Annotated in this window: 18 protein-coding genes; 9 read left to right on the top strand and 9 right to left on the bottom strand. The window is 68.4% G+C overall.

The genetic code is table 11. The annotated features are described in order from the left end of the window. From BST10_RS17040 to BST10_RS17025, 4 genes are all read right to left on the bottom strand, one after another. Positions 1–831: an SDR family NAD(P)-dependent oxidoreductase gene (locus BST10_RS17040; RefSeq protein WP_013829131.1), complete on the bottom strand. Its 831-nt coding sequence runs from the start codon at positions 829–831 to the stop codon at positions 1–3. Continuing rightward, positions 828–2,186 (bottom strand): cytochrome P450, encoded by a 1,359-nt coding sequence (locus tag BST10_RS17035; RefSeq protein ID WP_013829130.1) that lies wholly within the window; start codon positions 2,184–2,186, stop codon positions 828–830. Before BST10_RS17035 ends, BST10_RS17040 begins: the two co-directional genes overlap by 4 nt. Positions 2,187–2,360: 174 nt before the next feature. After that, on the bottom strand, positions 2,361–3,128 hold the full coding sequence (locus tag BST10_RS17030) for a phthiotriol/phenolphthiotriol dimycocerosates methyltransferase (RefSeq protein ID WP_193466452.1): 768 nt from the start codon (positions 3,126–3,128) through the stop codon (positions 2,361–2,363). A 97-nt stretch (positions 3,129–3,225) separates the two neighbouring features. Beyond that, the gene (locus tag BST10_RS17025) at positions 3,226–4,311 is read right to left on the bottom strand and encodes an AurF N-oxygenase family protein (RefSeq protein ID WP_232062432.1); all 1,086 of its coding nucleotides are present in this window, start codon (positions 4,309–4,311) and stop codon (positions 3,226–3,228) included. 232 nt (positions 4,312–4,543) lie between these two features. Here BST10_RS17025 and BST10_RS17020 point away from each other — a divergent pair, with 232 nt between their 5' ends. From BST10_RS17020 to ileS, 6 genes are all read left to right on the top strand, one after another. Continuing rightward, complete coding sequence (locus tag BST10_RS17020) at positions 4,544–6,040, top strand: flavin-containing monooxygenase (protein WP_013829127.1); 1,497 nt, start codon at positions 4,544–4,546, stop codon at positions 6,038–6,040. Positions 6,041–6,115: 75 nt separating this feature from the next. After that, a complete protein-coding gene (locus tag BST10_RS17015) occupies positions 6,116–9,190 on the top strand; it encodes an MMPL/RND family transporter (protein ID WP_205277396.1) in 3,075 nt (1,024 codons plus the stop codon). Positions 9,191–9,317: 127 nt separating this feature from the next. Beyond that, positions 9,318–9,758: an OsmC family peroxiredoxin gene (locus tag BST10_RS17010; protein WP_013829125.1), complete on the top strand. Its 441-nt coding sequence runs from the start codon at positions 9,318–9,320 to the stop codon at positions 9,756–9,758. Between the two features lie 17 nt (positions 9,759–9,775). Continuing rightward, entirely contained in the window at positions 9,776–10,258 is a 483-nt protein-coding gene (locus BST10_RS17005; protein ID WP_013829124.1) for a hemerythrin domain-containing protein, read from the top strand. Between the two features lie 19 nt (positions 10,259–10,277). Further along, positions 10,278–10,757 (top strand): hemerythrin domain-containing protein, encoded by a 480-nt coding sequence (locus BST10_RS17000; protein ID WP_083039266.1) that lies wholly within the window; start codon positions 10,278–10,280, stop codon positions 10,755–10,757. A 305-nt stretch (positions 10,758–11,062) separates the two neighbouring features. Then, positions 11,063–14,209 (top strand): isoleucine--tRNA ligase, encoded by a 3,147-nt coding sequence (gene ileS / locus BST10_RS16995; protein ID WP_083039264.1) that lies wholly within the window; start codon positions 11,063–11,065, stop codon positions 14,207–14,209. A 25-nt stretch (positions 14,210–14,234) separates the two neighbouring features. Here the strand turns inward: ileS and BST10_RS16990 are convergent, their stop codons facing one another. Then, a complete protein-coding gene (locus BST10_RS16990; RefSeq protein ID WP_083039289.1) occupies positions 14,235–14,801 on the bottom strand; it encodes a class I SAM-dependent methyltransferase in 567 nt (188 codons plus the stop codon). Positions 14,802–14,841: 40 nt separating this feature from the next. On the opposite strand from BST10_RS16990, the gene BST10_RS16985 reads away from it, so the two are divergent. Continuing rightward, complete coding sequence (locus BST10_RS16985) at positions 14,842–16,197, top strand: DNA polymerase IV (protein WP_083039262.1); 1,356 nt, start codon at positions 14,842–14,844, stop codon at positions 16,195–16,197. Positions 16,198–16,204: 7 nt separating this feature from the next. On the opposite strand, the gene BST10_RS16980 is transcribed toward BST10_RS16985, so the two are convergent. Together BST10_RS16980 and BST10_RS16975 are read right to left on the bottom strand one after the other, a co-directional pair. Continuing rightward, positions 16,205–16,666 (bottom strand): hypothetical protein, encoded by a 462-nt coding sequence (locus BST10_RS16980; protein ID WP_083039260.1) that lies wholly within the window; start codon positions 16,664–16,666, stop codon positions 16,205–16,207. 3 nt (positions 16,667–16,669) lie between these two features. Beyond that, positions 16,670–17,611, bottom strand: coding sequence for an asparaginase (locus BST10_RS16975; protein WP_083039258.1), 942 nt, complete (start codon positions 17,609–17,611; stop codon positions 16,670–16,672). Between the two features lie 41 nt (positions 17,612–17,652). On the opposite strand from BST10_RS16975, the gene lspA reads away from it, so the two are divergent. Then, a complete protein-coding gene (gene lspA, locus BST10_RS16970; RefSeq protein ID WP_083039257.1) occupies positions 17,653–18,252 on the top strand; it encodes a signal peptidase II in 600 nt (199 codons plus the stop codon). Positions 18,253–18,285: 33 nt separating this feature from the next. Further along, a complete protein-coding gene (locus tag BST10_RS16965; RefSeq protein WP_205277395.1) occupies positions 18,286–19,206 on the top strand; it encodes an RluA family pseudouridine synthase in 921 nt (306 codons plus the stop codon). Position 19,207: 1 nt separating this feature from the next. Here BST10_RS16965 and BST10_RS16960 read toward each other — a convergent pair whose 3' ends face one another. Both BST10_RS16960 and BST10_RS16955 read right to left on the bottom strand, forming a co-directional pair. Continuing rightward, positions 19,208–19,972 carry a class I SAM-dependent methyltransferase gene (locus BST10_RS16960; RefSeq protein ID WP_083039253.1) on the bottom strand — a complete coding sequence of 255 codons (765 nt, stop codon included), beginning with the start codon at positions 19,970–19,972 and terminating at the stop codon, positions 19,208–19,210. A gap of 8 nt (positions 19,973–19,980) precedes the next feature. Beyond that, positions 19,981–20,208: a dodecin family protein gene (locus tag BST10_RS16955; RefSeq protein ID WP_013829114.1), complete on the bottom strand. Its 228-nt coding sequence runs from the start codon at positions 20,206–20,208 to the stop codon at positions 19,981–19,983. Positions 20,209–20,216: the final 8 nt, after the last annotated feature.

Genomic DNA, 20,216 nt, shown 5'->3' with positions numbered 1-20,216 from the left:
TCAGTCCCGCAGTCCGCGCATCAGGATTCGATCCCACATCCGGTCGGTCAGCAGCGCCCGGGCGAGCACGGTGAGTTTGCCGGAGAGCCCGACGATATAGCGGGGCCGCGGGTTGTTCGCCCGGACCACCCGCTCCACGGCTCGGGCGACGACATCGGGTCCGATCATCACGCCGCGCTTCGCCGACAGCTGGCGAGTGTTCTCGGCGTAGCGTCGTTTGAAGTCGCCGTAGGGGTCGTCAGCGGCGTAGGAAGGCTGCGCCTCCTGCTGTGAGGTGACGAATGGGGTATGCACCACCGTCGGGTCGAGCAGGACCACCCGCACCCCGAACGGCGCCAGTTCGGCCCGCAGCGACAGCGACAACGCCTCCATGGCGTACTTCACCACGTGGTACCCGCCGGCACCCGGACTGGCGAAACGTCCACCGGTGCTGCCGATGTTGACGATGACCCCGGTCCCACGCTCACGCATGGCCGGCAGTACCGCTTGTGACAAGTTGAGTGCCGCAATGACATTGGTCTCAAACAGCTTGCGCAGATCCGACAACGGCAGTTGCTCAAGCGGACTGGTCAGCGGGAATCCCGCGCAGTTGACCAAGACGTTCACCGCGCCATGGTCGGCGTCGATCTCCGCGACGAGCCGCCGCGCCGCTGCCTCGTCGGTGACATCGAGGGTGCGGGCATCCAGTCCCCTCGCCGCAAGGCGTTGCAGCGCTTCGGGATTGCGGCCGACGGCGATGACGCGGTAGCCGGCGGCCCGCAGCCGGTCGGCGGTCGCCTCGCCGATCCCGCTCGTCGCCCCGGTGACCAGCGCAACCTGCTGGGCCGTCATCGGCTGCCGGTGGACCGCAGGTCGGTCGCGGTCCCGGCGGCGCCGGCCTCGGCGGGCACCAGCTCGACGGGCAGGTGCTCGAGGCCGCGCATTGTCGCGTTCACCAGGTAGCGGTACTCGCCGGCCAGCCGGATCTCCTTGACGTGGGGGATCAGCTGCGTCAGCACCCGGCTCACCTCGATGCGGGTCAGGTGGGTGCCCAGGCAGTAGTGCGCCCCGCCGCCGAACGCGAGATGGTCGGTCGGATTGCGGTCCAAGTCGAAGGTGTCGGGGTGGGGGTAGTGGCGTGGATCGCGGTTGCCGGCCGCGTACAGCACCAGCACCCGCGCACCCGCCGGGATGGTGTGGTCGCCGACCCGGTAGTCGCGGGTCGCGGTCCGGTAGAACCCTTGCACGGGGGAGACCAACCGCAGCTGCTCCTCGATCGCGGCGGGGATCAACTCCGGGTGTTCGCGCAGCCGGGTGTAGACGTCCGGGCGCTGCGCCAGCGTCAGAAACAGGCCCGAGATCAGGTTCGTCGTGGTCTCGCTGCCGGCACCGACGAGCATCGATGCGCTCCAGAACACCTCGTCGTCGGAGAGGGTGTCCTCGCCGCTTGGCGCGGCCAGCATCGAGATCAGGTCGTCGCCGGGTGCGGCGCGACGCGCTTTGATCATCGGGTCCAGGCTGCGGTGCATCGCGATGACGGCCTGGCTCGAGCGCATGTTCAGCGCCATCCCGCGCGCGGTCAGCGGTGCGAACGCCGCTTCGTTGATGGTGTCGGCCCATTCCAGGAACTGGTGGCGGTCTTCCTGCGGGATCGCCAGCATCATCGTGATCAGCCGGTTCGGCAGCGGCTTGGCCAGGTCGTCGACGATCTCGACGCGGCCGCGTTCGATCATCGCGGCGACGAGTTCGTCGGCGACGCGATTGATGTTGATCTCCCACGCCTTCATCGCACGCGGGGTGAACGCCCGCGACACCGACCGCCGCAGCCGAGTGTGCACCGGCGGGTCTTGGGCGTTCATTGTCTGCAGCCGGACCCGGAAGCGGGCCTGGCTCTGCGCCGACGACAACGCCTCATCGTCGCGCAATGCCTGGCGCACCGCGTCGTACCCCGGGATGATCCAGATGCCCCGTTTGCGGCTGTACCAGACCTCCGGACCGCTCAGCAGCGTGCGGTATCCCGGGTAGGGGTCGCGCATCGTCGCGGGAGCGAACGGGTCGAAATCAGTCAGCGGTGCGGTCTCGCGGCCGGTCAGCGCGTACCGATAGGCGGTCGCCCGGTCACGGGCCACCCCGACCAGCCCGTCGATGCCGATCCTGAGCAGGCTGGCGCGAAAGCGAAGCCGACGCGTCAGTTCCCTCTGGTCCATCTGGCAAGCCCCTCGATCGTCAGATTTTTCAGCGCGATTGGCCCGCGATCGGGCACAGCCGTCACCCTAACCCGGCTTCCGGCGGCCGAAGCGACGCCGGTCGCAGAAAAGAAGCACCGGAGCGGGGGACAGCGTCCCGGCCCGCTCCGGCGATCCGAATGCCCTCGGTGGTTCTCAGTCCTTGACGAGGTCGAAGATGCGGTAGGTGATCTCGCCGCGGTCCAGGTCGCGATAGAACAGCGAACCCTCGACCACCGCGAATTCCCGGGCGAAGCGGCGCAGGAAGAACGGCATCCGCTCGTTGATCAGCTCGTTGGAGCGCGGCGAGTTCGCCGCCAGGCCACGGACGACCTCGCGGCTGATATCGCGCTCATTGACCAGTCGCAGCGGCGGCGTGGCCAGCGTCTGCTGCCAGGACTCGATGTCCTCCTTGGCGCGGAAGTCGGTGTGCAGGAAGTGCCCACCGGGACGCAGCACCCGCCCCACCTCGCGAACGAACTGCGCGAAGTCGGGGTAGATGTGGGAGGCCTCGACGTTGACCACCGCATCGAAGGAATTGTCCGGGAACGGCAGGTTCAGCGCGTCACCCTGCACGAACTCCAGTCCCGGCACCTGGTGGCGCTGCTGGCAGAAGGCCACGCCGTCGGGGTTGAAGTCCAGGCCGGTGTAGGAGGCCGGCTTGAGCGTGCGAGCCAGGAAGGATGCGCCGCCGCCGTGGCCGGAGCTGACTTCCAGCACCTTCTTGCCGGCCAGGTCGATCTGGGTGGCGGTCTGGTGGTAGAGCTGGATCGAGTACCGGTTCTCCTCGTCGGACTCGTCGAGTTTCAGGCCCAGCGGCGGATCCTGTTCGTAGCCCCAGTTGAGGAAGACGACGTCGTCGTGCCCCATCCGCTTGGTCATGAACGGGTACCAGTACTTGAAGGCCTTCTTGTACATCGGCATCGCCGAGATCCGGTAGACCAGATCGGCGCCGACTTTTTCCAGGGTCTCAGACGGAGAACGAACCATACCGGAAGTATGTCACAGCTCAGCGGGTGCTTTAGACCGCGGTGACTTGCGCAGCCAGCTGGGTGCGCTGCGGTTCGCCACGGTAACGCGACGGGGCACCGTCGATCTTGCACAGCCGCCACATCAGCCGTCCGGCGGGAGTCATCAACCCGATGTCGCCGCAGAGCATCCGGATGTCGGCGAAGGTGTCCCGCAGCGTCTGGCGCGACTCGGGCGAGCCGACCTGCAGCTGCTTGCGCACCGAACGCGGCACCTCGAACTGCCGGAAGAAGCGTCGCGGCGGCTGCACCATCGGCTTGGCCAGCAATCGCATGACGAACGGCACGTACACCGACATCCACAGCCGGTTGATCCGCCACACCTTCGGGACGCGTTTGCGCAGATACGCGTCGGCGAATGAGATATGCCGGGCCTCCTCGGCGATGTGGATGGCCATCACCTTCTCCACGACCGGATGCCCGGAGCCGGCCTCGCGAAGCGCGTTGGTCTGCAGCACGTCGACCGGCACCTCGCCTGCCAGCACACCGAAGAAGAACACATTCGGGAACGGTCCGGCGTACAGCGGCATCAGCGGAGACAGCCAGCGCATCCACCACTGCATCCCGGGCACGTCGAACCCGATGCGGTTCACCAGCTCCTGGAACATCAGCACGTGGTTGCACTCTTCGACCGACTCGTGCAGGCAGTAGCGGTGTTCCGGAGAGCCGTTGGGCACCCGCGACGCGTACTGCACCAGGCCGCGGATCAGCATGCTCTCGAACTGCAGGGTGACCTTGGCGATGTTGGCTTGCCGCCACATCCCGATCTCGATCTGCTTGCTCAGTGGCTGGCTGCGATACCAGCTGGTACGTGCCAGCGGATCGTCTTTCAGCACCCAGCGCGGGTCATCGGGCGTGATCGCGTACTCCGGCGCGTCCCACTCGATGTCGGTGAACGGATCGAAGCGGCGACGTACCGAGCTTTCGGAGAGGTTCGCCAGGGTCGCCATGTACTGGGTGTCGTCGGTGACGTCCATGTTGCGGCGGTAGCGGGCCATGGCGCGCACGCCGAGGACGAATGCCAACCCGGCGATCAACAGACCACCCACCAGTCCGACGATGTCAAGCCAGATCGGCATGAGCGAACATTCTCCCGTCGTTGGCGACGTGCGCTGAAACTGCGCGGCTGGGCCGAAGCTTACCGCCGAGTCTGGCAAATTACTAAGACAAGTCACGGTGTTGTGGTGTGATTGCCGCCATCTCGCGATCGCGCAGCGGCCGTTACTTTACCTTCGACCGGCATCGCCCGCAGGCCAAGGCGACCTGCGTGCACAGCGCCGCGTCATGCTGTTGCGGTAGCGTGTTCTCCTTATGGGGACCCAGCAGTACCAGCACTACCAGGCCGTCATCGTGGGTGCGGGCTTCGGTGGCATCGGCGCGGCGATCCAACTGAACCGGCTGGGTTACGACAACATCCTGATCCTCGACCGCGAGGACGGCCTGGGCGGGACGTGGCGGGTCAACCACTACCCGGGTCTGTCCGTCGACCAGCCGTCGACCACCTACTCCTATTGGTTCGAGCCCAACCCGTACTGGTCACGGCTTTTCGCGCCGGGCAACGAGGTCCGGGCCTACGCCGAGCATGTCGCGGACAAATACGACGTCCGCCGCTACATGCGTTTCAACGCGTGCGTCGACGGCGCGCAGTGGGACGAGGAGAGCCAGACGTGGCGGGTGGCGCTGGCCGGCGGCGAGACCCTGACGGCACAGTTCCTCATCGTCGCCACCGGTTTTCTGTGCCAGCCGAAGATCCCCGACATCCCCGGCATCGACACGTTCGCCGGGAAGATCATCCACACCGCCGCCTGGGATCACGACTACCCGATGGCGGGACGTCGTGCTGCGGTCATCGGAACCGGCTCCACCGGGATCCAGGTCATCCCCGAACTGGCCAAAGAAGTCGCCGAGCTGACCGTGTACCAACGGACCCCGATCCTGGTGACCCCCAAGTCCGACGTGGTGTTCCCCCCGGTCGTCCAGCGGATGTTCGCGCGGGTGCCGTTCACCCAGCGCATCGTGCGGTGGATCACCGACAACGTCACGGACTTCATGATGGTCTTGACCATGTGGCGCTACCGGCGCTTCAAGTTTCTCAACAAGGCGATGGCGGCCCAGTCCGCCCTGCATCGGCTGATGTCGGTGCGCGACCGCGAGCTGGCCCGCAAGATGAGCCCCGACTTCGACTTCGGCTGCAAGCGTCCGTCGATCTCCAACGACTACTACCCGACGTTCACCAAGCCGAACGTGCACCTGGAGACAGCCGGTATCGAGCGGATCGAGCCGGGCGGCATCGTTTCGGCCGACGGCACCAAGCGCGACGTCGACACCCTGGTGCTGGCGACCGGTTACGACGTGTGGGAGGGCAACCTGCCCGCCATCGAGGTGGTCGGTCGCGGCGGGCGCAACCTGGGCAAGTGGTGGCGGGAGACGCGTTTTCAGGCCTACCAGGGCATGACGGCGCCGCAGTTCCCCAACTTCATCCACATGGCCAGTCCGTTCGCCTGGGTGGGATTGTCCTGGTTCAACACCGTCGAGTACCAGATGCGGCACATGAACCGGTTGTTCGGCGAGCTGCAGCGGCGCCAGGCGCGTACCTTCGAGGTCACTGAAGAGGCCAACACCGCGTTCTACGAGCGGATGATGGGGCTGCTCGACAGTTCGGTGTTCCATCGCGGTAACTGCGCGACGTCGAACTCCTATTGGTTCAACCACAACACCGGCGAGGCCCCGCTGTTCCGGCCGACCTCGGTGCGCAGCGCGGTGAAGGAGCAGGACCACTTCCCGCTGTCGGACTACCTGATCGGGTAGTTTCCTTCGCCGCGGTCCTGAACTGGGGGTTAAAGTGATCGCTTGGGGTAAATCGTCTGGGGAGGGCCCTGGAAAGTGACGAAGACACACCACCTGGGCCTTGGCCGGTCGTCCGCGGCAGGGTTCGTCCGCAGGTTCGCGTGGCCGATAATCCTGGGCTGGGTGGCCATCACGGCGCTGGTGAGCGTCGCGGTCCCGCAGTTGGAGCAGGTCGCCAAGGACCATCCGGTGTCGTTGAGCGCCAAGGACGCGCCGTCGATCCAGGCGATGGCGCGGCTGGGACAGGTGTTCGCCGAATCGAACACCGACAGCGCGGCGATGATCGTCCTCGAAGGCGAGGAACCGCTCGGCGATGCCGCCCATCACTACTACAACGAGCTGATCGCCCAGCTCAACGCGGACACCACGCACGTCCAGCACATCCAGGACTTCTGGGGCGACCCGCTCACCGCGGGCGGCGCCCAAAGCGCCGACGGTAAGGCCGCGCTGGTGCAGCTGAACCTCGCCGGCAACCAGGGCGAGGCGCTGGCGAACGACTCCGTCGAGGCGGTCCGCGACATCGTGAACCGCACACCCGCCCCGGCGGGGGTGCGCGCCTACGTCACCGGCCCGGCGCCGATGGTCACCGACATGAACACCAGCGGCGACCGCGCGGTACTGAAGATCCTGATAGCCACCGTGTCGGTGATCTCGCTGATGCTGTTGCTGCTGTATCGCTCGTTCAGCACCGTCGCGCTGTTGCTGGCCGTGGTCGGGATCGAACTGGCGGCCGCGCGCGGCATAGTGGCATTCCTCGGCCATGTCGGGCTGATCGGGCTGTCGACGTTCGCGATCAACATCCTGGTGACGCTGGCGATCGCCGCCGGCACCGACTACGGCATCTTCTTCATCGGCCGCTATCACGAGGCCCGGCATGCCGGCGAGGATCCCGAGACGGCGTATTTCACCACGTATCGCGGGGTCGCCCATGTGGTGCTGGCATCGGGTTTGACGATCGCGGGCGCCACGTTCTGTCTGAGCTTCACCCGGTTACCGGTCTTTCAGACGATGGGCATCCCGTGCGCGGTCGGCATGCTGGTCGCGGTGGCGATCGCGCTGACCCTGGTCCCCGCGGTGCTCGCGGTCGCCAGTCGCTACGGCTTGCTGGAACCCCGGCGCAAGATGTCGGATCGCGGCTGGCGCAAGGTGGGTACGGCGATCGTGCGCTGGCCCGGACCGATCTTCGTGGCCGCCAGCGCGGTCGCACTCATCGGACTGCTGGCGCTGCCCGGTTACCAGGTGAGCTATAAGGACCCGTCGTTCATTCCCAAGGACACCCCCGCCAACCTCGGCTGGGCCGCCGCGTCACGGCACTTCCCGGAATCGCGCCTGCTGCCGGAGGTGCTGCTGGTCGAGTCCGACCACGACATGCGCAACTCGGCGGACTTCCTGGTGCTCAACAAGCTGGCCAAGAGCGTCTTCGCGGTCGAGGGCGTCGCGCTGGTGCAGGGGGTGACCCGGCCGGAGGGGACCCCGCTGGGGCATACCTCGATCCCGTTCCTGCTCAGCATGCAAAGCGCCGGCCAGATGCAGAACCTGGACTTCATGAAGAACCGCGTCGCCGACATGCGTAAGCAGGCCGACGATCTGGAGGGCACCGTCGCCTCGCTGCAACGGATGTATGTGCTGATGCAGCAGTTGAGTGCCAACACCCATGAAGCGACCGGCGTCTCGCACGAGGCGATGGATCTGGCTCAGCAGATGCGCAGCCACATGGCCGATTTCAACGAGAATTCCAAATTGCTGCGCAACTCCGTTGACACCCAGGATTGTCGTGGCGACGCGACCTGCCTGTCGCTGCGGTCGGCCTACGCGTCGATGGACGGCGCGACCCAGCTCACCGACAAACTCAACGAGCTGGCGCCGGTGATGAGCAATGTCGACGTGGTGACGCCGCAGTTGCTGGAGATGATGCCGGCGCAGATCGCGGCGCTGCGCAGCCTGCAAACCATGATGCTGACGCTGCACAGCACCATGTCGGGGATCCTGGCGCAGGTCGAGGAGGTCGGCGGGGATTCGGCCGCGATGGGCCAGGACTTCGACGCGGCGAAGAGCGACGACTCCTTTTATCTGCCTCGGGAGGCGTTCGACAACCCCGACTTCAAGCGGGTGATCCAGCTCTTCCTGTCGCCGGACGGCCACGCCGCGCGGTTCTTCATCACCCACGACGGCTACCCGGCGACGCCGGAAGGCATGGCCCGGGTGAACCTGATCAAGAAGGCCGCCACCGAGTCCCTCAAGGGGACGCCGTTGTCGACCGCCCAGGTCTATGTCGCCGGTACCGCCGCGCTCTTCAACGACCTGCAGGGGCTCGCCGACTATGACCTGTTGATAGCCGGGATCACTGCGCTGGCAATCATTTTCATCATTATGTTGTTGATCACGCGGAGCTTCATCGCCTCGCTGGTGATCGTCGGGACGGTGCTGGCGTCGCTGGGAGCGTCGGTCGGACTGTCGGTATTGGTCTGGCAGTACATCTTCGGCATCCACCTGCACTGGCTGGTGATGGTGATGTCGGTGATCATCCTGCTGGCGGTGGGTTGTGACTACAACCTGTTGCTGGTCGCCCGATTCAAAGAGGAGCTCGGCGCCGGGATCAAGACCGGCATCATCCGGGCGATGGGGGGTACCGGAAAGGTGGTCACGGCCGCCGGACTGGTATTCGCGTTCACCATGGCCTCCATGCTCGTCAGTGACCTGCGGGTAGTGGGCCAGGTGGGCACCACGATCGGGCTCGGCCTGCTGTTCGACACCCTGATCGTCCGCTCGTTCATGATGCCGTCGATGGCGGCGCTGCTCGGCCGGTGGTTCTGGTGGCCGCTGAACGTGCGGGAGCATCCGCCGCGCGCACCGCGTGCGGTGGCGCCGGTCATGGCCGGGGCGGCCGCAACGGCGGCCGGCGATTCCGCCTCGGTCGCAGCGCATGCCGCGCCGGCCGCGGAAGCCACCGCGGCGACGACCGGCCCGTCCGACGCCCACGAGTGGACGTTCGAGGACATGGTGGCCACCGCGTTCCCGGAACTGTCGGCACCACCGGCACAACCGGCCGAGGACCGGCCCACCGAGGTGCTGGCCGCCACCCCACCGCCGGAGGACGAAACCGAGCACTAGAACGCCGCTGATCCGCCCTGGCCAGCACCCCGCCAATGGACTAGATTTAGACAAGTCCTGATTGTAAAAAATAAGGCGGGTTCCGGCTCGGTTCGGGCGGTGTCCGCACCGGCAGAGGAGGCGGCGGATGAGCATTGCGGATCGGACTGTGCAGACCAGCTGGGAAGGGCCGCTGGCAACCGGGGCGGGCGCCCTGGGCAGCGGCAGCAGCGGTGCGCTCGACGGGCTGCCGGTGACCTGGGCCGCCCGCACCGAGCAACCGGGCGGAAAGACCAGCCCGGAGGAATTGGCCGCCGCCGCCCATTCCTCGTGTTTCGCCATGGCGTTGTCGCTGAAGCTCGGTGAGAACGACACACCGCCGCAGCGACTCGACGTCACCTCGACGGTCACCCTCGCCGAGGTCGACGGGCTGCCCACCATCACCACGTCGAAGCTGACCGTTCGCGGCGAGGTCGCCGGCCTGGACGCCGCCGGCTTCGCCCAGATCGTCGACGCCGCCGCCGCGCTGTGCCCGGTGTCGCGGCTGTTCGCCGGCGCCGAGGTCAGCGTCGACGCGCAGCTTGCCTGAGGGGAGTGGGTGAAATCATGTCCACCGCAACGCTTTCGGTCGCACTCGAACGTGAACACCAGGAAGTCGACGCCGGGCTCGCGGACTTCCTGGCGAAGCTGGCTGCCGGCAGCGTGGCCGCCGACGCGCTGCGCGACACACTGGCCGTGCTGCGACGCCACATCTACCTGGAGGAACAGCTGCTGTTCCCACCGATCAGCAAGGGTGCGCAGATGATGTCGGTGTTCGGGATGATCCGCGGCCACGGTGAGATCTGGCGCACCATGGACGCACTCGAGGACCTGGCGGCCGGACCGGGCGATGCCGCCGACCACAATGAGTTGCGGGAAGCCTGCCAACGGCTGTTGACTCTACTTGCCGACCACAACAAGGTGGAGGAACCGGTGATCTATCCGGCCGCCGACACCGGCCTGGCCCCGGAGCAGGCCGCCGAGGTCGCCGACTTCCTCGAATCCGGCCGGATGCCCGACGGCTGGGTTTGTGCGAAGGCCGCTGCGTAGAGGTGGTAAGGAGATCGCAATGCCCCCAGAGAAAGCCCGCGTGGCCGTGTCGGCCGCCCTGGAGCGCGAGCACCAGCAGATCGACGCCGGTCTCGAAGCCTTCCTGATCGACCTTCGCGACGGCCGGGTGGACGCCGCCGGCCTGAGCGCGGCTCTGGAAGGGCTCCGCAAGCACATCTACCTCGAGGAGCGGATCCTGTTCCCGCCGATCCGGCAGGCCGGCATGGCGATGCCGGTTGCGGTCATGATGGCCGAGCACGGCGAGATCTGGCGCACGATGGACGCGCTGGTCGGACTGCTGCCCGACGGCGACACCGCGGCGCTGATGGCGGTCTCCCGGCTGCTGCTCGATCAGCTTGCGGTGCACAACTCCAAGGAGGAGCAGGTCATCTACCGGGCCGCCGACAACGGGCTGGAACCCGACCAGGCGGCAGCGGTGACCGAGTTCATCGAGACCGGCTTGCTGCCCGACAGCTGGGAGTGCCTGGAGGCAGGCTAACGGTTTGAACGAATCCGGGCGGCAGGGCCGGCGCAGCACCCGGACATGAGGGCCGGGCCGCGTCCGGGGAATCGGCGGCGCTCCGTACAATCGGCTCATCGGCAATGATCCGGCCATCACCGGGGAGCCTTCGGAGGAACGGGCCCAGCGCTTGACAGCCGGGCCTCACTAGAACCGAACGGGTTGGCCCGTCACAGCCTTGTGGAGCGGTCGCGCCGGCAGCGCGGCAAGCGGGGTGGTACCGCGGTGCTCGCGCAACCCGCGCGGCGTCGTCCCCGGGCCGGGCGCTTGGGAGGCGACACAGCATGAGCAAACGCAGCTATCCGAAGCCGGCCGCCGGTGCCCCCGACTTCCCGGCGGCTGAAATCGAGGTCCTCGACTACTGGGCGGCCGACGACACCTTCCGGGCCAGCATCGCCCGCCGCGACGGCGCCGAAGAATACGTGTTCTACGACGGCCCGCCGTTCGCCAACGGGCTACCGCACTACGGGCACCTGCTCACCGGCTACGTCAAGGACATCGTGCCGCGGTATCGCACCATGCGCGGCTACAAGGTGGAACGCCGGTTCGGCTGGGACACCCACGGGCTGCCCGCCGAACTCGAGGTCGAACGCCAGCTCGGCATCACCGACAAGTCGCAGATCGATGCGATGGGCGTCGCCGCGTTCAACCAGGCCTGCCGGGAATCGGTGCTGCGCTACACCGCCGAATGGCAGGACTACGTCACCCGGCAGGCCCGCTGGGTCGACTTCGACAACGACTACAAAACCCTCGACCTGCCGTTCATGGAATCGGTGCTGTGGGCGTTCAAACAGCTGTGGGACTCCGGCCTGGCCTACGAGGGCTATCGCGTACTGCCGTACTGCTGGCGCGACGAGACGCCGCTGTCCAACCACGAACTGCGGATGGACGACGACGTCTACCAGAGTCGGCAGGACCCGGCGCTGACCGTCGGGTTCCGGGTGGCCGACGGGGGACCCGCCGCTGAGCTGGCCGGCGCGCACCTGCTGGTGTGGACCACCACACCCTGGACACTGCCGGCCAACCTGGCGGTGGCGGTCAACCCGGAGGTGACCTATGTGCAGGTAGCGGTCGGGGACCGCCGGTACCTGCTCGCCGAGGCACGGCTCGGCGCCTACGCGCGCGAATTCGGGGAAGAGCCACAGCTGTTGGGCAGCTACCGCGGTTCGGAGCTGATCGGGATGCGCTACCTGCCGCCGTTCCCGTATTTCATGGCGGCGGCAGGCGCATTTCGGGTGCTGGCCGCCGACTTCGTGTCGACCGACGACGGCACCGGCATCGTGCATCTCGCGCCGGCCTACGGCGAGGACGACAAGAACACCACCGACGCCGCCGGGATCACCCCGGTCACCCCGGTCGACACCAAGGGCCGCTTCGATTCCAGCGTCGCCGACTACGCCGGACAGCACGTCTTCGACGCGAACAAGGCGATCATCGCCGATCTGAAAGCGGCCGCTGGCCCTGCTGCCCCCAATGGCGCGGTGCTGGTCCGCCACGAAACCTACGAGCACTCCTACCCGCACTGCTGGCGGTGCCGCAATCCGCTGATCTACAAGGCGGTGTCGTCGTGGTTCGTGCGTGTCACGGAATTCCGGGACCGCATGGTCGAACTCAACGAGCAGATCACCTGGTATCCCGAGCACGTCAAGGACGGGATCTTCGGCAACTGGCTCCGCGGTGCGCGCGACTGGTCGATTTCGCGAAACCGCTACTGGGGCACTCCGATCCCGGTGTGGAAATCCGACGATCCGGCGTACCCCCGAATCGATGTCTACGGCAGCCTCGATGAGCTGGAACGCGATTTCGGGGTGCGACCCGACAACCTGCACCGGCCCTACATCGACGAGTTGACCCGGCCCAACCCCGACGACCCGACCGGCGCCTCGACGATGCGACGCATCCCCGATGTGCTCGACGTGTGGTTCGACTCCGGGTCGATGCCCTATGCCCAGGTGCACTATCCGTTCGAGAACCGCGACTGGTTCGACGGTTCGGCGGCCGAGCCCGCGCACTACCCGGGCGACTTCATCGTCGAGTACATCGGCCAGACCCGCGGCTGGTTCTACATGATGCACGTGCTGGCCACCGCGCTGTTCGACCGTCCGGCGTTCAAAACCTGTGTGGCACACGGCATCGTCTTGGGCTCCGACGGGCAAAAGATGAGCAAGTCGCTGCGCAACTATCCCGACGTCAACGAGGTGTTCGACCGCGACGGTTCCGACGCCATGCGCTGGTTCCTGATGGCCTCGCCGATCCTGCGGGGCGGCAACCTGGTCGTCACCGAACCGGGCATCCGCGAGGGGGTGCGCCAGGTGATGCTGCCGCTGTCCAACGCCTACAGTTTCCTGGCCCTCTATGCGCCCGAATCCGGTGTGTGGCGCACCGATTCACCGCACGTGCTCGACCGCTACATCCTGGCGAAGCTGGCGGCGCTGCGCGACGATCTGACCGCCGCGCTGGAGGGCTGCGACATCTCCGGGGCGTGCGAGGAACTGCGCCAGTTCACCGAGGCGCTGACCAACTGGTATGTGCGACGCTCCCGGCAACGGTTCTGGGACGAGGACCCGAACGCCATCGACACCCTGCACACCGTGCTCGAGGTGACCTGCCGGCTGGCCGCACCATTGCTGCCGCTGACCACCGAGAAGATCTGGCGCTCGCTGACCGGGCAACGGTCGGTGCACCTGACCGACTGGCCCGAGGCCGACGATCTACCGCACGACCCGCAGCTGGTCGAGGCGATGGATCAGGTGCGCGACGTGTGTTCGGCCGCGTCCTCGCTGCGCAAGTCGCACCAACTGCGGGTCCGGCTGCCGCTGCCCAAACTCACCGTTGCCGTTGAGGACCCACAGCGGCTGGCCCCGTTCTCCGGGCTGATCGCCGACGAGCTCAACGTCAAGGCCGTCGAGCTGACCGAGGACATCGACCGCTACGGCCGCTTCGAGCTGGCGGTCAACGCCAAGGTGGCCGGTCCGCGGCTGGGCAAGGACGTGCAGGCCGCGATCAAGGCCGTCAAGGCGGGGGAGGGCGTGGTCAACCCGGACGGCACGCTGGGCGCCGGGCCGGTGGTGCTGCTCGACGGCGAGTACACGGCGAAACTGGTGGCCGCCGACCCCGAATTCACCGTGGCGCTGCCCGACGGCGCCGGGCTGGTGGTGCTCGACGGCACGGTGACCGAGGAACTCGAAGCCGAGGGCTGGGCCAAGGACCGCATCCGCGAACTACAGGACCTACGTAAGAACACCGGCCTGCAGGTTTCCGACCGGATCAGCGTGGTGATGTCGGTGCCCGACTCGCGGCTGGGCTGGGCACAGGCCCACGCTGAGCTCATCGCCGGTGAGATCCTGGCCACCGGCTTCGAATTCGGCGAACCGGGCGCCGATGCCGCCGAGATCGGCGACGGGGTGCGGGTGACGATCACCAAGGCCTGAGCGACGCCGCCGAACGGCCGGCAGCTCAGCGTTTGACGGCGCGCCAGCGTTGCCGGCCGGCTGCGGTCGCGACAGCGATGTCGGTGAATCCGCTGTGCCGCAACCGGTCCGGCAGCGACTCAGGTGGCATCGGGTTGTAGGTATCCCGGTAGTGGAGCAGCCGAAAGTGCCAGGACGGCACCCCGTCGCTGCCGGCGAACACCCCGCCGGACCGCAGCACCCGGAACGCCTCGGCGAACAGCCGGTCCTGCAGCTCCGGTGTCGGCACGTGATGCAGCATCGTGAAGCACACCACCGCGCTGAACGCGGCCGCGGGCAGCCCGGTGGCGGTGCCGTCGCCGTTGATGATGCGTGCGCGCGAGCCGTACTCGCCCTGCAACCGCTCGGCGAGCACCGGATCGATCTCCACCGCGGTGTAACGCGCAGCCCGGTCGATCAACACCTTGATATTGGCGCCGTAGCCCGGGCCGATCTCGAGGACGTCGTCCCCGAGGTCGACGCCGGCCAGCGCCCAGGGGACCAGCTGGTCTTCGACTTGCCGGGCCCACCGCCGTGAGCTGCAGCAGCGACGGTGCAGCAGGTTCATCGCCATGTCGACCACCCTAGGCGGCGGCGCAATAACATTCATCGGTGTGGACGCCCGGTGGGTCCTGCACCTGGACATGGACGCATTCTTCGCCTCCGTCGAGCAACTGACCCGCCCGACGCTGCGCGGTCGCCCGGTGCTGGTCGGCGGGCTGGGGGGCCGCGGTGTGGTGGCCGGCGCCAGCTACGAGGCGCGGGTCTTCGGGGCGCGTTCGGCGATGCCGATGCACCAGGCGCGCCGACTGGTGGGCGCCCCGGCGGTGGTGCTGCCGCCGCGCGGGGCGGTGTACGGGGTGGCCAGCCGCCGGGTGTTCGAGACCGTGCGCGCGGTGATCCCGGTCGTCGAGCAACTGTCCTTCGACGAGGCGTTCGGCGAACCGGCCGAGTTGTCCGGCGCCGGCAGCGAAGACGTGCACCGGTTCTGTGAGCGGTTGCGCCGCCGGGTGCGCGACGAGACCGGCCTGGTGGCGTCGGTGGGGGCGGGCTCGGGCAAACAGATCGCCAAGATCGCCTCCGATCTGGCCAAACCCGACGGGGTGCGGGTCGTCAGCCGCGCCGAGGAACGACTGCTGCTGGACGGGCTGCCGGTGCGCCGGCTGTGGGGTATCGGTCCGGTGGCCGAGGAGAAGCTGCACCGGCTGGGCATCACCACCATCGGCGCGTTCGCCGCGCTGACCGACAGCGAGGTCGCCGACATCCTGGGCGCCACGATCGGGCCCGCGCTGCACCGGCTGGCCCGCGGGATCGACGACCGTCCGGTCGCCGAACGCGCCGAGGCCAAACAGATCAGCGCCGAATCCACCTTCGCCACCGATCTGACCACGCTGGAGCAGCTGCGGGCCGAGGTCGGCCCGATCGGCGAACACGCCTACCGCAGGCTGCTGCGCGACGGGCGGGGCGCCCGTACGGTGACGGTGAAACTCAAGAAGGCCGACATGAGCGTGCTGACCCGCTCGGCGACGCTGCCCTATGCCACCACCGACGCCGCCGCGCTGACGGCCGCCGCCGGCCGGCTGCTGCTCGACCCGGCGCAGATCGGCCCGATCCGGCTGCTCGGGGTGGGATTCTCCGGGCTGACCGACGTCCGTCAGGAATCGCTGTTCCCGGAGCTGGAGTTCTCGGAGGCCACCGCTGATTCACCCGAAACACCAGCGCTGCAACCGGTTTCACCGTCGAGCGCGGCGTCATGGCGGGTCGGCGATGACGTCACCCACGTCGAGCTCGGGCACGGCTGGGTGCAGGGCTCCGGCCACGGAGTGGTAACGGTGCGGTTCGAGACCCGCAGCTCCGGCCCGGGCCCGGTGCGGACCTTCGCCGTCGCCGAACCGGGGATCACCCGCGCCGATCCGGTCGCCAGCCTGGACTGGCCCGACTACCCGGCCGTCCCGGACGAGCCCGGGTAAAACAGCATCACCACAACACACCGTAGACAGCGGAGATGGTGAAACCATGGGACCCATAGCCCTGGCAGGTCACGGTGCCCTGGTAGCCGACCGCGCAGCGCGAACCCCAGTTCTCCAGCCGGTAGCCCTGCGGCAACACATCGACGTCCCTGGTGAACGATGCGGTCTCGGCGCGGCGGTAGGACGCGGGCACGCCGCCCACTTCGATCACGGTCTGGTTGGCGCCGGCCGGCGCGTCCATCGGCACCGCGTCGCAACCGATCGGCCCACCGTTGGGGCCGATTCCGCAGGACCGGCCGTCCGGGGTCTTGAAGAAAACCCAGTAGAAGTCGCCGGGTGAGGAGTAGCGGCCGGTGGCGATCGGGTAGCTGTCGACGGCGCCGATCCCGGGCGGGGGCTCGGCCCGGGTTGCCGGAGCGATCCCGACCGCGAGAACCGCGGCGCAGCCCAGCGGCAGAACTTTTCTCACCGGTCAGCCCCACCGGTCCACGGCGTCGGCCACCGGCAAGCCAGCGGATAGCGCCGCCATCAGCAGCACCCGCGCCTGCGGCGGGCGAAGCCGAGGCACCATGACCGCACCGGCGTCGACCAGTGCCCGGCCCGGTCCGTAGGCCGCCCCGACCCGCGCGCCGGGCACCCGGCTGGACACCGCGACGGCCACCCCGTCGCGGCAGTGCCGGCGCACCCCGTCGATCACCGCTGTTCCGGCGTTGCCCGACCCCAGCGCCTCCAGGACAATTCCGCGCGCGCCCGCGGCCACGCAGGCGTCCAGCGCTGCCGCGTCCGCGCCGGCGTAGAGCGCGACGATGTCGACTCGGGGCGGGGCGGTCACCGGCAGTTGCGGCCGCACCTTTTCGCCGTCCAGGGACACCCGATCGCCGGCCACCGTGCCCGCCCGTGCGCCACTGAAGCCGGTCAGGTCGGAGGTGGTGGTCTTGTGCAGCCCGAGCGGGGCCAGCACCTGCCCGGCGAAGCACACCAGCACACCCAGACCGCGGGCCGCGGGGTCCGCGGCCAGCCGCAGCGCGTCACGCAGGTTGCCCGGCCCGTCGGCGTCGGGGGCATCGGCGCTGCGTTGCGCCCCGGTCAGTACGACCGGGGCGTCGCCGGTGTAGCCCAGCTCCAACCACAGCGCGGTCTCCTCGCAGGTGTCGGTGCCGTGCGTGACGACCACCCCGTCGGCACCACCGTCGACGCCGGCCCGCACCGCGGCCAGCATCCGGCCCCAGTCGACCGGGGTCAGCTCCGAGCTGTCGCGCGCCATCAGGTCCACCACGGTGACCTCGGCGGAGCCGGCGCCGACCCCGGCGACCAGGTCCGCACCGTGGACGGTGGGCCGGCGCACCCCGTCGTCGTCGGTGCTGGCGGCGATGGTTCCGCCGGTGGTGATGACGGTCAGGCGCTTGGACACCATGCCGCGATCATGCCGTACCCGCGTTAAGGAATGATGGGGGCGTGACTGAGGAGACAACCGACTCGACCGAGCCGGCCACCGATGCGGCGCCGGCGCCGGCGCCGGCTGCGCCCCGCCGACGGCTGGGCCTGCTGCTGTCGGTGGCCGCGGTCGTGCTGCTGGTCGACGTCGTCACCAAGGTGCTCGCGGTGAGGCTGCTGACCCCTGGCCAGCCGGTGCCGATCATCGGCGACACCGTCACCTGGACCCTGGTGCGCAACTCGGGGGCGGCGTTCTCGATGGCCACCAGCTACACCTGGGTGCTGACGCTGATCGCCAGTTCGGTGGTGCTCGGCATCATCTGGATGTCGCGCCGGCTGGTGTCGCCGTGGTGGGCGGTCGGATTGGGCATGATCCTCGGCGGGGCACTGGGCAACCTGGTGGACCGGTTCTTCCGGGCGCCCGGGCACTTGCAGGGCCACGTCGTCGACTTCCTGTCGATCGGTTGGTGGCCGGTGTTCAACGTCGCCGATCCCGCGGTGGTCGGCGGTGCGATCTTGCTGGTCACCCTCTCGGTGTTCGGTTTCGACTTCGACACGGTGGGCCGCCGCCGCGGCGGCGACGACGGCCGCCGGGACGACGCCGAGGAGCAGCGCGCGTGAGCACTGCCGGCAGCGACCAGGCTTGCTGCGGTCGTGACTGAACGCTCCATGCCGGTGCCCGAGGGGCTGGCCGGCATGCGCGTCGACGCCGGGCTGGCCCGCCTGCTGGGGCTGTCCCGGACCGTTGCCGCGACGCTGGCCGAGAACGGCGACGTCGAACTGGACGGGACGCCCGCCGGAAAGTCCGACCGGTTGGCCGCCGGGGCGTGGTTACACGTGCGGCTGCCCGAGGCGCCGGCTCCGTTGGAGAACACCCCGGCCGAGGTCGAGGGCATGGCGATCCTGTACTCCGACGCCGACATCGTCGCCGTCGACAAGCCCGCCGGGGTGGCCGCCCACGCCTCCGTGGGCTGGACCGGACCCACCGTGCTGGGCGGGCTGGCGGCGGCCGGCTACCGGATCACCACCTCCGGGGTCCCCGAACGCCAGGGCATCGTGCACCGGCTGGACGTCGGCACCTCCGGGGTCATGGTGGTGGCGATCTCCGAGCGGGCCTACACCGTGCTGAAACGCGCCTTCAAGGCGCGCACCGTCGAAAAGCGCTATCACGCACTGGTGCAGGGCCATCCGGATCCGTCCAGCGGCACCATCGACGCACCCATCGGCCGGCACCATGGCCGCGACTGGAAGTTCACCGTCACCGCCGACGGCCGGCACAGCATCACCCACTACGACACGCTGGAGGCATTCGTCGCGGCCAGCCTGCTCGACGTGCATCTGGAGACCGGCCGCACCCACCAGATCCGGGTGCATTTCGCCGCGCTGCGCCATCCCTGCTGCGGCGACCTCACCTACGGCGCTGATCCCACGCTGGCGAAAAAACTCGGGCTGGAACGCCAGTGGCTGCATGCCCACTCGCTGGCCTTCGCCCACCCTGGCGACGGCCGGCGCATCGAGATCACCAGCGAGTATCCGGCCGATCTGCAGCACGCCCTGGACGTGCTGCGGCGCTGACTCAGCTCTTCCTGGCCTCCACCAGCACCCGGGTGGCGTGCGCGACGAACGGGCCCCGGGACTCGATGAGCTCATGCATCTCACGCAGCCGGTCACGGTGGTCGTCGACGGCGAAGTCGGGCACCGTCCAGATCACTTTGCGCAGGAAGTAGATCACCGCGCCGACGTCGAAGAACTCGGCGCGGAGCCGCTCGAGGCGCAGATCGAGAATTTCCATGCCGGCGGCCGTCGCGCCGGCCCGCACCGCCTCGGGCTCGTATTGGGCGCCCTTGCCGGGCATCGGTCCGAGAAAGAACTCGCTGAGTTCCAGCATCGTCGCCGGCCCGATCTGTTGGGCGAAGTAGCGGCCGCCGGGCCGCAGTACCCGGGCGATCTCGGACCACCATGTCTCCAGCGAGTGCCGGCTGCTGACCAGGTCGAAGGCTTCGTCGCCGAACGGCAGCGGCGGCCGGTCGGGCACCGTCACCACCACGACCCCGCGCGGATGCAGCAGCTCGGTGGCGCGTTTGGCATTCGGCGGCCAGGATTCGGTGGCCGCCATGGTCGGGGGGAACGTGCCGAACCGCTCGATACCGGCCAGCACTTCGCCGCCACCGGTGTGCAGGTCGACGGCGGCCGCTACCCCCGACAGCCGACGTGCCAGCTGACGCTGGTAGCCCCAGGACGGCCGCTGCTCGGTGGCGCGGCCGTCGAGCCAGGAGAATTCCCAGCCGTCGACCGGAGCGGCGGCGGCCTCGGTAACCAGGTCGTCGAAGCTTCGTGACATCGGGGCGGTCAGCCGGAGTCGCGCGGCGATTTCGGCGGCCGGATCTTGAACGAGATCCGCAGTTTGGTGCGGTAGATGATCCCGCCCTTGTCGTCGAGGGTGAGATCCTGCTCGACGACCTGGGCGACGCGGATGTCATCGATGGTTTGCTTGGCGCGGTGCACCGCTTCGGCCGCGGCGTTCTCCCAAGACGACGGGCTGGTCCCGATGATGTCGATCACCCGGTACACGCTCATGTATGTGT

The organism is Mycolicibacter algericus DSM 45454 (genome assembly GCF_002086455.1).
GTDB lineage: Bacteria > Actinomycetota > Actinomycetes > Mycobacteriales > Mycobacteriaceae > Mycobacterium > Mycobacterium algericum.
Note: the sequence above shows the minus strand (reverse complement) of the source record. Positions and strands in the feature narration are given on the sequence as shown.

What these genes read in the sequence shown, in the direction of transcription:
- BST10_RS17040 (WP_013829131.1), bottom strand. Translation starts at nt 831, where the DNA reads ATGACGGCCCAGCAGGTTGCGCTGGTCACCGGGGCGACGAGCGGGATC.
- BST10_RS17035 (WP_013829130.1), bottom strand. Translation starts at nt 2,186, where the DNA reads ATGGACCAGAGGGAACTGACGCGTCGGCTTCGCTTTCGCGCCAGCCTG.
- BST10_RS17030 (WP_193466452.1), bottom strand. Translation starts at nt 3,128, where the DNA reads ATGCCGATGTACAAGAAGGCCTTCAAGTACTGGTACCCGTTCATGACC.
- BST10_RS17025 (WP_232062432.1), bottom strand. Translation starts at nt 4,311, where the DNA reads ATGCCGATCTGGCTTGACATCGTCGGACTGGTGGGTGGTCTGTTGATC.
- BST10_RS17020 (WP_013829127.1), top strand. Translation starts at nt 4,544, where the DNA reads ATGGGGACCCAGCAGTACCAGCACTACCAGGCCGTCATCGTGGGTGCG.
- BST10_RS17010 (WP_013829125.1), top strand. Translation starts at nt 9,318, where the DNA reads ATGAGCATTGCGGATCGGACTGTGCAGACCAGCTGGGAAGGGCCGCTG.
- BST10_RS17005 (WP_013829124.1), top strand. Translation starts at nt 9,776, where the DNA reads ATGTCCACCGCAACGCTTTCGGTCGCACTCGAACGTGAACACCAGGAA.
- BST10_RS17000 (WP_083039266.1), top strand. Translation starts at nt 10,278, where the DNA reads ATGCCCCCAGAGAAAGCCCGCGTGGCCGTGTCGGCCGCCCTGGAGCGC.
- ileS (WP_083039264.1), top strand. Translation starts at nt 11,063, where the DNA reads ATGAGCAAACGCAGCTATCCGAAGCCGGCCGCCGGTGCCCCCGACTTC.
- BST10_RS16990 (WP_083039289.1), bottom strand. Translation starts at nt 14,801, where the DNA reads ATGGCGATGAACCTGCTGCACCGTCGCTGCTGCAGCTCACGGCGGTGG.
- BST10_RS16975 (WP_083039258.1), bottom strand. Translation starts at nt 17,611, where the DNA reads ATGGTGTCCAAGCGCCTGACCGTCATCACCACCGGCGGAACCATCGCC.
- BST10_RS16960 (WP_083039253.1), bottom strand. Translation starts at nt 19,972, where the DNA reads ATGTCACGAAGCTTCGACGACCTGGTTACCGAGGCCGCCGCCGCTCCG.
- BST10_RS16955 (WP_013829114.1), bottom strand. Translation starts at nt 20,208, where the DNA reads ATGAGCGTGTACCGGGTGATCGACATCATCGGGACCAGCCCGTCGTCT.